12 protein-coding genes are annotated in these 13,899 nt (G+C 57.8%); 1 reads left to right on the top strand and 11 read right to left on the bottom strand.

The genetic code is table 11. The features are described 5' to 3' along the window. Window positions 1–232 precede the first annotated feature (232 nt). Window positions 233–880 carry a 3-isopropylmalate dehydratase small subunit gene (gene leuD / locus ACESMK_RS10500; RefSeq protein WP_372997983.1) on the bottom strand — a complete coding sequence of 216 codons (648 nt, stop codon included), beginning with the start codon at window positions 878–880 and terminating at the stop codon, window positions 233–235. A gap of 16 nt (window positions 881–896) precedes the next feature. Beyond that, on the bottom strand, window positions 897–2,315 hold the full coding sequence (gene leuC / locus ACESMK_RS10495) for a 3-isopropylmalate dehydratase large subunit (RefSeq protein ID WP_372997981.1): 1,419 nt from the start codon (window positions 2,313–2,315) through the stop codon (window positions 897–899). A gap of 422 nt (window positions 2,316–2,737) precedes the next feature. On the opposite strand from leuC, the gene ACESMK_RS10490 reads away from it, so the two are divergent. After that, window positions 2,738–3,610 carry a LysR family transcriptional regulator gene (locus tag ACESMK_RS10490; RefSeq protein WP_372997979.1) on the top strand — a complete coding sequence of 291 codons (873 nt, stop codon included), beginning with the start codon at window positions 2,738–2,740 and terminating at the stop codon, window positions 3,608–3,610. A 3-nt stretch (window positions 3,611–3,613) separates the two neighbouring features. On the opposite strand, the gene ACESMK_RS10485 is transcribed toward ACESMK_RS10490, so the two are convergent. From ACESMK_RS10485 to ACESMK_RS10445, 9 genes are all read right to left on the bottom strand, one after another. Then, a complete protein-coding gene (locus tag ACESMK_RS10485) occupies window positions 3,614–4,786 on the bottom strand; it encodes an MFS transporter (protein WP_372997977.1) in 1,173 nt (390 codons plus the stop codon). Window positions 4,787–5,103: 317 nt separating this feature from the next. Then, the gene (aroC, locus tag ACESMK_RS10480; protein ID WP_372997975.1) at window positions 5,104–6,198 is read right to left on the bottom strand and encodes a chorismate synthase; all 1,095 of its coding nucleotides are present in this window, start codon (window positions 6,196–6,198) and stop codon (window positions 5,104–5,106) included. Window positions 6,199–6,235: 37 nt separating this feature from the next. Next, window positions 6,236–7,138: a 50S ribosomal protein L3 N(5)-glutamine methyltransferase gene (gene prmB, locus ACESMK_RS10475; protein ID WP_372997973.1), complete on the bottom strand. Its 903-nt coding sequence runs from the start codon at window positions 7,136–7,138 to the stop codon at window positions 6,236–6,238. A 96-nt stretch (window positions 7,139–7,234) separates the two neighbouring features. After that, on the bottom strand, window positions 7,235–8,449 hold the full coding sequence (locus ACESMK_RS10470) for a patatin-like phospholipase family protein (RefSeq protein ID WP_372997971.1): 1,215 nt from the start codon (window positions 8,447–8,449) through the stop codon (window positions 7,235–7,237). A 5-nt stretch (window positions 8,450–8,454) separates the two neighbouring features. After that, window positions 8,455–9,369: a DUF4892 domain-containing protein gene (locus ACESMK_RS10465; protein WP_372997969.1), complete on the bottom strand. Its 915-nt coding sequence runs from the start codon at window positions 9,367–9,369 to the stop codon at window positions 8,455–8,457. Beyond that, window positions 9,362–10,312, bottom strand: coding sequence for an alpha/beta fold hydrolase (locus ACESMK_RS10460; RefSeq protein WP_372997967.1), 951 nt, complete (start codon window positions 10,310–10,312; stop codon window positions 9,362–9,364). Before ACESMK_RS10460 ends, ACESMK_RS10465 begins: the two co-directional genes overlap by 8 nt. 13 nt (window positions 10,313–10,325) lie before the next feature. Next, window positions 10,326–10,676 (bottom strand): PilZ domain-containing protein, encoded by a 351-nt coding sequence (locus tag ACESMK_RS10455; protein WP_008171779.1) that lies wholly within the window; start codon window positions 10,674–10,676, stop codon window positions 10,326–10,328. A gap of 117 nt (window positions 10,677–10,793) precedes the next feature. Then, complete coding sequence (gene holB / locus ACESMK_RS10450) at window positions 10,794–11,825, bottom strand: DNA polymerase III subunit delta' (RefSeq protein WP_372997965.1); 1,032 nt, start codon at window positions 11,823–11,825, stop codon at window positions 10,794–10,796. Further along, window positions 11,818–13,899: a transglutaminaseTgpA domain-containing protein gene (locus tag ACESMK_RS10445; RefSeq protein ID WP_372998292.1), complete on the bottom strand. Its 2,082-nt coding sequence runs from the start codon at window positions 13,897–13,899 to the stop codon at window positions 11,818–11,820. Before ACESMK_RS10445 ends, holB begins: the two co-directional genes overlap by 8 nt.

Raw genomic sequence — 13,899 nt, 5'->3', positions numbered from 1 at the left:
CTTGTTCCATTCCTTTGTGTCGGATTACGCCCTTGGCCAATCCGACCTACTTGATTGTATTTTCTGCCGCGCCTCTGTCGGATTACGCCTTTGGCTAATCCGGCCTACTTGATTGTGTTTTCTGACGCGCCTCTGTCGGATTACGCCCTTGGCTAATCCGACCTACGTTTTCTGATGATCCTGTGTGATCACAGGTAGGTCGGATTAGCGCCAGCGTAATCCGACACCAAACTCAGCTGCCAGCGCCAAACAACCAGGGCGCCGTCTTTCGCCGGCTTTCCTCGTAAGATCGGATCAACTCCGCATCTTCCAGAGTGACCCCGATATCGTCCAGGCCGTTCAGCAAACAATGACGGCGGAAATCGTCCACCTCGAACGTGAAGGTTTCTCCAGACGGGGTGGTCACGGTTCTGGCTTCCAGATCCACTGCCAGCTGATAGCCTTCGCTCTGCTCGACTTCCTTGAACAGTTGATCGACAACTTCCTCTGGTAGAACAATAGGTAACAGCCCATTCTTAAAGCAGTTATTGTAGAAAATATCGGCAAAGCTCGGAGCGATAATCACCCGAAAACCGAAATCCTCCAGGGCCCAGGGCGCATGCTCACGACTTGAACCGCAGCCAAAATTGCGTCGTGCCAAGAGTACACTGGCGTTTTTGTATCGGTCCTGATTCAGGACAAAATCCGGGTTGATCGGACGGGTTGAGCAATCCTGATCCGGCTTGCCTTCATCCAGGTAACGCAGCTCATCGAACAGATTCGGGCCAAACCCTGTGCGTTTGATGGACTTCAGAAACTGCTTCGGAATAATCATGTCCGTATCCACGTTGGAACGGTCCATGGGGGCGACAACGCCCTGGTGTTGCGTAAATGCGCGCATGGTTCTCTCCTGTGGATCAGTTCATCAGCTCACGGACATCAACAAAGTGTCCCGTTACCGCGGCAGCGGCTGCCATGGCCGGGCTCACCAGGTGAGTACGCCCACCAAAACCCTGACGGCCTTCGAAGTTCCGGTTCGAGGTGGACGCACAATGCTCCCCCTGCCCCAGTTTGTCGGCATTCATGGCAAGGCACATGGAGCAACCCGGATCACGCCATTCGAGGCCAGCTTCGATAAAGATCTTGTCCAGACCTTCCTGCTCCGCCTGAGCCTTTACCAGCCCGGACCCCGGAACCACCATCGCCTGCTTCAGAATCGGCGACACCTTCCGACCCTTCACTACGGCAGCTGCCTCACGCAGATCCTCAATCCGGCTGTTGGTGCAGGATCCGATAAATACCCGATCCAGTTTGATGTCAGTGATTGGCATGTTCGGCTTCAGCCCCATGTACTTCAGGGCCCGAACAATACCCTCACGCTTGATGGGATCCGCTTCGGCCTCAGGATCCGGCACCTTGCCTTCAACCCCGACAACCATCTCCGGCGATGTACCCCAGCTCACCTGAGGCTGGATCTCCGAACCTTCAAGCTCAACGACCTTGTCGAATACCGCGTCTTCATCACTGTGCAGGGTACGCCAATAGGCAACGGCCGCATCCCACTGTTCACCTTTCGGGGCGAACGGACGACCCCGGACGTAATCAATGGTGGTGTCGTCCACGGCCACCATGCCAACCCGGGCACCCGCTTCAATGGACATGTTGCAGATGGTCATACGGGCTTCCATGCTCAAACCCCGAATGGCCTCACCACCAAACTCGATGGCATGGCCGGTACCTCCAGCGGTGCCGATCTTGCTGATGATGGCCAGAACCACATCCTTGCCGGTCACACCCGGCCCGAGCTTGCCATTCACCTTCACCAGCATGTTCTTCATTTTCTGCTGAACCAGGCACTGAGTGGCCAGCACATGCTCAACTTCACTGGTGCCAATACCATGGGCAAGGCAGCCAAAGGCACCGTGGGTGGAGGTGTGGGAATCCCCACAAACAATGCTCATACCCGGCAAGGTCGCGCCCTGCTCGGGCCCGATCACATGCACAATGCCCTGGCGCTGGTCCTTGATCTTGAACTCAAGAATCCCGAATTCGTCGCAGTTCTTGTCCAGTGTTTCCACCTGGATACGGGACACCGGGTCAACAATTCCTTCAACGCCACGGTCGCGGTCGGTGGTGGGTACGTTGTGATCCGGGGTCGCAATGTTGGCATCAATCCGCCAGGGCTTTCGCCCGGCCAGCCGCAGGCCTTCAAATGCCTGGGGTGATGTGACTTCGTGCAGCAACTGGCGATCGATGTAAATCAACGCGGAGCCGTCGTCCCGCTGTTTGACGAGATGATCGTCCCACAATTTGTCGTATAAGGTCTTGCCCGCCATGGTTCTCTCTCACTCTCTGGGGGTTTCTGGTTCTCACGTTTGTTATGGCTATCTTACCGCCCGAACCCGGATAACCTCAATTCATGTTTTTTATCTTTGGCATCCGTTTTGGTTATACTTCGGCGAAGGTCCCGGGTTGGGAGAGCACTTTCAAAACACGCCGACAAGCACATCCATGTGGGCTCGAATCGGGCCATCCCTGGCCCTCTACGGTTTTGAAAGTGCTCTCCCAACCCGCTCCCCAGACAATTGTGCAGCCCTCAATGCTGCCCGGGGCGCCTGGAGGGGCGGGCCTCACAAAACCGTGGAGCGCCAGGGACGGCGCGACCGAGCCCTACAGGGATGTATTCACGGGCGTGTTTTGGGAGGTTCGCCCCTCCAGGCAACCTTCTCCAACGTTCCAGGCCAAAGAGGACCATTCCGTGGACTCAAACGCATTAAAAGCTTTTCTGACAATCGTTGATCAGGGCTCCTTTTCAGAAGCCGCGGAAACCCTGCACCTGACACAGCCGGCCATCTCGAAACGCCTTGCCGCACTGGAAAACCAGCTTGGCACCAGTCTAATTGACCGAAGCCACCGCAAGATTCGGCTGACCGACGCTGGAAGCCGGCTATTGCCTCATGCCCGCCGGATACTGGACGAAATCCACAATGCCCGGGTGGCGTTGTCGCCGGACTCCGGCCAGGTAGAAGGCGAGCTGCAGATTATCGCCAGCCACCACATCGGCCTGCACCATTTGCCGAACTGGCTGCGACGGTTCAAACGGGAATACCCTCAGGTGTCCATCAACCTTCAGTTTATGGAATCCGATGCCGCCTATGAACAGATGCGCAAGCGGAACGCCGAATTGGCGTTCGTGACGCTCAGCGACAGTATGGAGCCGAGTTTTCATATTTTTGCCCAATGGCCGGACCAGATGGTGTTTGTGGCCGGCGCCGAGCATCCTCTGGCGTTGCTCAGCAAGCCAGAGTTGTCGGATCTCGCGGGCCACCCTGCACTGCTTCCGGATACCAGCACCGCGACCTATCGGGTTGTCAGCCGGCTGTTTCTGGAGGCGAACCTGCATCTGAATCCGCAGATGCCCACCAACTACCTCGAAACCATCAAAATGATGACCAGCGTTGGCCTGGGCTGGAGTGTTCTGCCCTTACGCATGGTTGATGAAAGTCTGAGAGTGCTGGAGGTGGGCAAGCCGGTTTCGCGGGTTCTTGGCGGGATCGGGTTGTCCGGGAGACAGCTCAGCAATGCGGCTCTCGCACTGCTGGATATTGTGCAGGAGGAAGAGCGTGCCTGAGAATCAACCCTCGCCCTGAGCGGGTGGCGGCCGAAGCCCTCGCCAGGTAATCACGATCGCGATAGCCATGGCAGCGGCACCGCCCCAGAAGGCTGCGGATGTGCTGACCCCATCCACCAGAAAACCCGATAGCCAAGCCCCCAGCGCTCCACCGGCACCAAAGGTCAACCCGCTGTACAGCGCCTGGCCTTGCCCATGATGATGTTTGCCGAAGAACCCCTGGATGTACTGAACCGAAATGGCATGCAATGCACCATAGGACGCCGCATGCAGCAACTGTGCGAACAACAGCACGGCAACAACATCGGTTACCTCGGCAATCAGGATCCAGCGGATCATGGTTAACGTCAGCGCGCCAATCGCAATCTGTCGAACTGTGAAATTACGGGTCAAACGATGCATCACCAGAAACAGCGCAATCTCCGCAACAACGCCCAACGACCACAACAGACCAATCGACAGCTTTCCGTATCCGTGCTGTTCCAGGTGGATACTGAAGAAGGTGTAGTAAGCACCATGCGACACCTGAAGCAGAAAATTCATCAGGAAAAACGTCACCACCGCCGGGTGCGTCACAATCGCCTTCAGACTGCCTTTTGGCGCCGGCGGCTTTCGCTCGCCCCGCTCGGCGGGTACAAGAAACGCGGAGACTGCGATGCCTGCGAACACCGGTAACAACAGCCAGGGCAAATTCTGAATCGGCACCAGCTCCAGCAAACCGCCCACCAGCGCCACCGCGCCAATGAACCCCACCGACCCCCACAGCCGAACCCGGCCGTATTTCTCCCTCTGTTCGCCCAGGGTCCGAAGCGTGATCACTTCATAAAGCGGCAGGATGGCATTCCAGAAAAAGGTGAACGCCAGCATCACCAGGAGCAGGCCATAGAACCCTGGCTCCATGAATACACCGGCGAAGAACAGCGAACCGGTGATAGCGCCGAAACGGACCAGACGGACCCGCTGGCCGGTTTTGTCGCCTAACCAGCCCCAGACGCTTGGTGCGATGATTTTGGTTAGCTGGATCGTTGCCATCAGTGTGGCGATCTGAAGATAGGAAAATCCCTGGCCTTCGAGGTAGAGGGACCAGTACGGCAGGAGCCCACCGAGGAGGGCAAAGAACCAGAAATAGAGGTTGGAAAGACGCCAGTAGATAACGAAACCTCTTATCGGTACCAAAGAATCAGATTCGCGACGACAGAGCGTTGGCGTGCTGTCGGATTACGCCTTTGGCTAATCCGACCTGCATGGACGGCTCGCCTATCGAAAAGGACTGGTGGCTTCGGCGGGGCTGGCCGCCCAAAAATGTGGAGCGCCAGGGATGGCGCGACCAAGCCCTACAGGGGTGAGGCCGAGCGCCTATGAAGCGGAGCTTCATGCGACAGCCGAACGACAGCAATCTGTGATTGCTGACTGGACCCCGCAGGGGTATTTACGGGCGTTTTTTGGGCAATAGAGCCCGCCACAGCAGTTTCACCAAACCTTAAAAAGCAAACTCAGAGCTGACCAATCACCGGCGTAGCAACCGATACATCCGCATTCTGCCCCCGATGCCGCAGATAATGGTCCATCAACACAATGGCCATCATCGCCTCCGCGATCGGCGTCGCCCGGATCCCAACACAGGGATCGTGCCGCCCGGTGGTGATCACTTCACAGGGATCGCCATTCACATCAATACTCCGGCCCGGCAAACGCAGACTCGATGTAGGCTTAAGCGCGATACTGGCAACAATCGGCTGGCCTGAAGAAATGCCACCCAGCACACCACCGGCATTGTTCGACAGGAAGCCCTCCGGCGTCATCTCATCACGGTGCTCCGTGCCCTTCTGATCGATGCAGTCGAAACCGGCGCCGATCTCTACGCCCTTCACAGCATTGATGCTCATCAGTGCGTGCGCAAGATCGGCATCCAGACGATCAAAAATAGGCTCGCCCAACCCCGGCGGTACGCCCTCGGCAACCACATTGATGCGAGCTCCGATGGAATCACCCTCTTTGCGAAGTGCATCCATATAGGCCTCCATCTCGGCGACCTTGTCTGCATCCGGGCAGAAAAACGGGTTCTGATGGACCTGATCCCAATCCAGCTTTTCGGCCTTGATGGGGCCAAGCTGGGACAAATACCCGCGAATCCGGATACCCAGACGCTGCTCCAGGAATTTCCTCGCCACTGCCCCGGCCGCCACACGCATGGCCGTTTCCCGTGCTGATGAACGGCCGCCACCACGATAATCGCGCACACCGTATTTATGCATATAGGTGTAGTCGGCATGGGCCGGGCGGAACTGCTCGGATATCTTGGAGTAATCCTTCGAACGCTGGTCGGTATTTTCAATCAACAACCCGATCGGGGTGCCCGTGGTCTTGCCCTCAAACACACCGGAAAGGATTCTTACCTCATCAGCTTCGCGCCGCTGGGTTGTGTGCCGGGAGGTCCCCGGTTTACGGCGATCCAGATCCCGCTGCATATCGGCTTCCGACAGCTCGAGCCCCGGAGGACAGCCATCAATGATGCACCCAAGCGCCGGCCCGTGGCTCTCGCCAAATGAGGTAACCGTAAACAATTTTCCGAAAGAATTTCCCGACATAATTCAGTATCTTGTTCAGCTTTTTTGAGAATTCAGATTAACTGGTAGCCTGCCACTGGCGCAGGTCCGGTTCGGTAATCAGAAAAACGCCATCGCCGCCATTCTCGAACTCCAGCCAGGTAAGTGGCAGATCCGGATAGGCTTCATCCAGGGCAACCCAGCTGTTGCCCACCTCCACGATGAGGAGACCGCCGGGGGTAAGATGGTCAGCGGCGCCCGCAATGATCCTGTGGGCGATATCCAGGCCATCGTCCCCGGCGGCCAGCCCAAGTTCCGGCTCATGGCGGTATTCATCCGGCATGCTGGAAAGGTCCCCTGCATCCACATAAGGCGGATTGCTCACGATGATATCGTACCGGCCTTCAATATTTTCAAACACATCCGATTGTACGGTATGAACCCGACCGCAGACTCCGTGAAACTCGATATTCGATTCGGCCACTGCGAGCGCGTCTGCCGAAATGTCAGAGAGATCTACCTGCGCGTCCGGGAAAACGGATGCAGCACCAATTCCGATGCAGCCGCTCCCCGTGCACAGGTCAAGGATACGAGCCACAGGCTTGTCACCCAGCCAGGGCTGGAAGCCGTTCTCGATCAGTTCTCCGATGGGGGATCGCGGTACAAGCACCCGCTCATCCACGTGGAATGGCATCCCCATGAACCAGGCTTCGCCCAGCAGATAGGCCAGAGGCACGCGTTCGTTTACGCGCCTGCGGATTCTCTCCAGAACAAGTTCCCGCTCCTGCCGGGTAAGGCGGGCATCCAGGAATACCGTATTATTCTCGAGAGGAAGGTGCAGGCTGCGCATGACCAGCTGAACGGCCTCATCCCAGACGTTGTCTGTGCCGTGGCCGAAAAACAGCGGCGAAGCAGCAAACTGTGAAGACGCGTAGCGGAGGTAATCCCGAACGCTGTGGAGATCGTCAATGGGACTGGTCACAAACGTAAATCCTGTGCGAGAGCGTGTCAGCGCCGGATTATACGCTGTTTATCGGCCCAACTGCAGCCCACCGGATGCAACGGGGCGGCAAATCCGTCAGATCGCCAACGGGCCCGAACTGTTGCGGCTCTCCTCAAACCGGTCCAGAGCCGCTGCCATCCGCTCCCGGCCCAGTTGAATCAGTTCCGGCGCCTTGTGATAGTCGTAACTGCGACAGGCATTCTTGGGTATGTTGACCAGTAGATCCGGCGGATAGCCCGCAATCTTGTACTGTACAAGCGCACTCTGCATGGTTTCGATGGTGAGGTTCATCACGTCGAATTTTCCGATACCAAGCTTGTCCCAGTCGATGGTTTCGTGCTCTTCCTGGCTTTTCTTGCCGCCCGGTTTCTTATCGCCCGGTTTCTGATGCGCTTTCTTCTGGACTGCCCGGCTGATTTTCTCCTCCGGGCTGTCTCCGTTATCCGGCTTTCGGGCTGTCAGTGATTTGAGGGCGTCCCAGTCAAACCAGCGCGAGGCCTTCTCACGGATGTTATCAACCCACTCGTCGACGTCGGAGCTTTCGTCCTGAACGGGGGCGAAGGCAGCATCCGGAATCCGCCGGCGACGGTCATCCTCACCACTGAGGTTGACGGCAACAATCAGGTCGGCGTGGGAGGAGATGGTCGGGATAATCGGCAGCGGATTGAGTAAGGCCCCGTCAACCAGAACCCTGCCGTTCAGGACCAAAGGCGTCACGACACTGGGTATAGCCACCGAGGCGCGAATGGCCTGATCCAGGGGACCTTCCTGAAACCAGATTTCCTTGTGACCCAGAAGATCCGTGGCCACAGCGGTAAAAGCAATCTGGAGGTCTTCGATCCGGGTGTCCCCCAGCATATCCCTGACGACAGAGAAAATCTTTTCGCCACGAATCGCGCCAACGGAATTGAAGGTAACATCCAGCAGTTTCAGCACATCAAACTGGCCCAGGCCGGTAACCCAGTCCTTGTAGTCCTGCATCTTGCCGGCACCGTACATGCCGCCAATCAAAGCGCCCATGGAGCAGCCGGAGATGGCAACAATGTCGTAGCCTCGCTCGATCAGTATCTCGATGGCTCCAATATGGGCATAGCCACGGGCACCACCACTCCCCAACGTAAGTGCGACGGTCTTACGGGGCTTGTTCCGGTGGTCCACTTTTTCGGGATTGGCCGGTGCGTGAGTCGCTGAAACATCGGAACTTTTCAGGACCTTGGACACATTGTCCTGCGGGTCTCGTTCTGAGGGCCTGTCCTTCTTTTCCTGATCGTCATCCTTTGAACCACCCATAGCCTTTACCTCGAGATCACAACCACTTCCACCCGATCACCCTGGCGATCAGGCTCACTGAACACACCCGCCGGCCCAACTACGATCGTTTCCTGCTGGCTACGGGAAACACCGGTTTTTGATAATAATTCCGAGAGTGACTCTGTGGCGGCACGAGCGCGGTCCATGGCATCGTTAAACGATTCATCGGTTTCCAGAACAGAATAGCCCACCAGGACAACGACCGTTCCCTCTTCCCGGGCCAGGTCGTTTAGGCGCCTGCGGTCCGTCGCCTGCCAATCGAAACGATAGGTTACACCGCCCTGCCAGGGAACAACGATTGGGCCCGCAATCCGACTGGATACGCTGCCAAAGCCGGGGATGGTGGCTCCGGATTCAACCCTCAGATGCTCCACCCAGACATATTCCCGAAGATTGCCCCGGGTAACGGTATAGATAAGGGTCAGCCAACGGGCGCCGTCTTCCGTAACTGTGCCGGCAACCAGGTAATCCTGGGTTGCATCCCTGCCCAACAGAACCGACTGATCAAAGATCTGGTTCGCCCAGACATTGCTGCGCCCACACCGGATTCCGGAACATTCGAATAAAATCTGGGCGTTTCTCTGGCGCAGCTGACCCAGGTAGTGATCGCGGGCCTTCTGGCGACTGGAATCCCGGTTTACCTGGTACAAACGCCCCTCTCCCTCGACGGGGAGGCGGGCCATGGTTTCAGAGCGAATTTCGTTATTCACCTCCCGAACGGGACTGAAAAGAACCAGATGTCCCGAGGAGTCAATACCCACCGTGTTTTCCAGCGTGGATTGAGGAAAGGGTTCCGGAATCTCTTCCGGGGCCGACCACCCTGTGGACGGCAGCACCAGCAAACAGGTGGTTGCAGCAACAAGACGTATAAAAAATAGTTTCAGCAAGCGATTACTCATTTTCCAGGAATTGTCTGATGGCTGTTAAAACCGGACTGGTCTCGCCATCAAGATGGCAGTGGTGACCCCCCGGTACGTTCGCAATCTGGAGATTGGTGATAGCGTCGGCACGTTTATCCAGATCCTTTCTGTACGACAGCAGCCCCTGATCGGCTCTGACAAAAAGCACCCGGGTTTCAATGGCAGCGAGGGAGGCCAGCACCTGATCTTCTGTCATCATCAACGGTGACGGATGCCGCAACCGGGGGTCGGTTTGCCAGACGTAACCGCCATCCTGCGGTTTCATGTTTCGGGGGATGAGCGTGAGAGCGGCTTCCGGGCTAAGCGGGCTCAACCCACCTTCCCTGGCCTTGGCTGCCGTGGCGATATCGGGATAGACCACCTGTCGGCCAGAGCCGGCAATGCGCTTTTTGATGGCCTTTGTCAGCTGGGGAATGGTCTCGCTGACCGGCCGGCTGAGTGCACCCAGGCTGTCGATCATCACCAGATCTCGAACCCGCTCCGGAAATGCCGCGGCATAGAGGGCGCCCACGATACCGCCAAGGGAGTGGCCAACCAGGCGAACCCGGCCGTCCGGAGTTTCCTGAAAGTAGCGTTCAATCAGCTCCGCAACATCCGCCACATAGTCCATCAACAGGTAGCTCTGGCCCTCCGGTCGGTGGCCTGAATGGCCGTGGCCGGCGAAATCCAGCGCATACACGGGGCCCAGGTGAGCGAGTTCCGGCGCAAGTTTTACGAAGGTAAGGCTGTTATCCAGCCAGCCGTGCAGCATGATGATCGGGATATCATGCCGGGCCCCATCGGTTGCGGGCCAGCTAAGGCCGGCCAGCGTCAGATTCCTGAGTTTCCACTCGGATTCCCGGAATGCCTGAGTGGTTTGTCCGGTTTCTTCACGCCCTGCCCGGCTTCCAGCCGTTTCGATGGGCATTGCCGTATCGTTCATGCAGGCCCCGCCTTCACATCGTGTGGGTTGGCCGATCCGAACTCAGCGAGCCTGCCAGGTAGGATTCAATCTTGGTACGGGCGGTTTCGTCGTCGCCGTTGAACTGGACACCAATGCCTGCAGCCCGATTACCCTGGGCTCCTTTTGGTGTTATCCAGATCACCTTGCCTGCAACCGGTATTTTCTCCGGCTCGTCCATCAGGTTGAGAAGCAGGAAAACCTCATCGCCCAACTGATACTGTTTCTGGGTCGGGATGAACAGACCACCCTGGCGAATATACGGCATGTAAGCCGCATACAGCACTGCCTTGTCTTTTATCGTCAGGGTAAGAATGCCACTGCGCGCACCAAATCCGGGCCCCATATCTGACACCTTTCTGTTAGATCGTTTTAAACGGTTAACGGGATTTGAAAATCCCTTTCATTCCGGAATCATAGCAGCTGTTACCCCCAAAGGCGCAATCCTGCCGGCAAAGGCTGCCTAGGCCGCGGGGCGCTTGACAGGCATCAGTTTTTGCCAGGCAATCAGGAGCCGGCTCGCCTCCAGTTCCGGGCTGGCGTTGTAGACACCGGCCGCCCGGGATTCCTTTACCATCTCCAGCAACTCATGAGCCCGCCAGGCTGGCGTGGTTCTGGCGAGGAATCCGAGCATATCCGCCGCATCGGTGTCCTGCCCGTTGCCTCCCGCGATCAAACGGGCCAGATCCGCTGCCCAGGTTTCAAACAACCAGAGCGAATCCTCCAGACCCATTGCCTTGAAGGCCTTGGCTGCTTCACCGATCGGAACCTTCGACTTCATGAACGCCTTGAACCGCTCCAGCGCCGCATCCCGCAATCCAATAAAGTCGCCGGTTGCATACTCAAGGGCCAGTCTCGGCGCATTACCCGACAGCATAAGGGCCTTGGCAAGAACATCTGCAGACGGCCTCTCGTCCTCGGGGAGTTCCTGAACACGGTTCGCGAGCCACTGGTTCGCCTCGCTGTTGGCGGGCACAGGCACAGACAACGTCTGGCATCGGGAGCGGATGGTGGGCAAAACGGGCCGGCCACTTTCCTGAAGCAGGATCAGGGTCACGTCTGGCAAAGGTTCTTCGAGCGTCTTTAACAACGCGTTTGCCGCATTGATGTTCAACTGGTCTGCACGATCAATGATAGCCACCTTATGGTGGGCTACCTGGGGAGAGGCCACCGCAAACGACGAAAGCGCCCTCACCTGATCGACCTTTACCATACGGGATTTTTCCGGTGCATAGATCCGGATATCCGGATGACTCGACGCAGAAAGAAGCTCACACTGTTTGCAGTGACCACAGGCGATCGGCTGACCGCTTTCGCGGTTCTGGGGTTTGTCACACAAAAGCAACCCGCCAACAGCCTCGGCCCAGGCCCGCTTACCGACCCCTCTCTCACCTGCAAGAATCAGGGCATGGGGAAGTCTGTCGTTTGCCACCCGGCTCTGAACCGTTTGCCAGGCACGGCTGAGCCAGGGCATTTCTTGGGCAATGTCAGTCACTGGGCTTTCCTGTCCGGGTCCTGGATCTGCGCAATTGGCGCTTCCGTAGTTGACGCTTCATAGTGGCGAGCAGGCGGCGCATTCGCTTCAGCTCTACACCGCCTTCTTTATCGTTGCCAGCGCTATAGTAATGGCTGTTGACCATCCGGGCAAAAAGCCTGGCCGAGTCCGCTGCAGCGGGTTCCGCTTTCGCCAGCCTTGAAGCCAGCACGGACGGCGTTTCACCATGGCGAACGGGAACACCGGCACTGGCACACAGCCGATGCCAGGTGTCGACAACGCGGCGAAACCCGTCTCGTCGCTCCCCCCGGCGCATCTGGAGCGCGGAAATCAGCCCGGCGATCAGCAACCCTGCTCCGACGATTCCTGCCGTCATATAGCCCAGCTCACGCATGCCAAAGCTACCGGGCAGCCTCGACATAAGGTCCATCTGGCTCTGGCCCTGGTACCCTACGACCCATCGCTGCCACTGGTAATTGATCCGGTCCAGCTGCAGGCTTGCCCACTGCACCAGCGCCACATCGGCATAACGCTGGGGCGAAGCCCAATCGTTCTCGAGGAACGACCCTTCCTCGGCAACAGCGTCCCTGAGCCCGAATTCAATGCGGTCCGGAGCGATGGCTGCGGTAGGGTCGACCCTCACCCATCCTCGCCCCTCAATATAGGCTTCAACCCAGGCATGGGCATCGTACTGGCGTACGATCAGGTATTCACCCCCGGCACCGCTTTCGCCCCCCTGGTAACCGACCACAACCCTCGCGGGTATACCGGCAGCCCTTAAAACAAAGGTGGTTGCGCCCGCATAGTGGGCACAGAAGCCTCTTTTCTCATCGAACAGCAAGGAATCAATGCCGTCATCCGGCATGGCCGGCGGCCTCAGAGTGTAGAAATATTCCTGCTCGCGAAACCGCTTCATCAGGGTCTGGACAATCTGTTCATCGCCCATGCTTTCACGAAGGTCCCGGGCCAGTTCACGTGCCCTCGGGTTGCCTTCCCGGGGCAACTGGAGGTACCGGCGCAACTCCGCCGGACTCTGATTTTCAGCCGTTGAGGTCTCCTCATCCAGCGCCAGCCGATAGCGGACGGAACTGTCTGCAGGCCGTCGGAAACGGAAGAGATCGGCACGATCTTCAAACACGTTGTCTGACACCGCGCTGGAGTTCTCCAGTGCGAAGGCCCAGCGCTGGTCAGTGGGTTCCAGAAGCACATCGTATTCATTTCCATTCAGCTCGCCCACGCCGCCGTCGACGGCAACCCGGCCCAGATTCTGGAACTCATCCCGTTGACCCTGTCGCCAGGTCTCGCCATCCAGATAGTCAAGAATCAGGCCTCGCCAATACCGGTCGCGATAGGCAGGAATGTCGCCGCCAAACGTAGCCCGGAACGCCCGCTCACTACTCTGGGCGAGATTGGAGATGTCGCCGGGTCTCATGGTATCGCTGATGCCCGTGCGGGCCTCGCCCGAAACCAGAGGCACACTCCACAGGGGCGACATCCTTGGGAAGAAAACAAACAACAGGATCACAATCGGCATTGTCTTGAGGAACATTCCACCCAGCCGGCGCCAACTGGATGTCATCCCTTCCGGAAGCTCAGGCGCGTTAAGCACCTGGAGCCCTACGAGGAGTAACGCTATTCCGGTGAAGTTAACGGCCGCCCAGAGAATTTCCTGGTGGAACAGGAAGTTCACACTGGCAAGGTAAACCAGGATGAAAAACAGAACATAGAAATCCCGTACGGAGCGGGTTTCCAACCACTTCAGGCCCACGGCGAGTACAAAAAAGGAAGCGGCGGTATCCACGGTGAAACGCCCCTGGACCGTTGCCACATAGACACCAATCAGGACCAGCATGATCCCGGTTCTCAACCAGCGACCCGGAAGCCGTACCCGCCCGTACTGTGCCAGCCAGCGCCACGCCGCCAACACCGCGCAGGCGGCAATAAGCCAGAGAGGTAACCGGTCCCACTGGGGCGACAACAGCAAGGCAAAGCTGCCGATCAACCAAACCAGGGCCCTGGATGGCAAATTTGTTGAGGTCTCACCATCCGATTCCTGGCCAAGCAGGCGATCCAG

This window comes from Marinobacter sp. (assembly GCF_041687235.1).
In the GTDB taxonomy this organism is placed as follows: Bacteria; Pseudomonadota; Gammaproteobacteria; order Pseudomonadales; family Oleiphilaceae; genus Marinobacter.
This window is presented reverse-complemented; position numbering and strand designations above follow the sequence as displayed.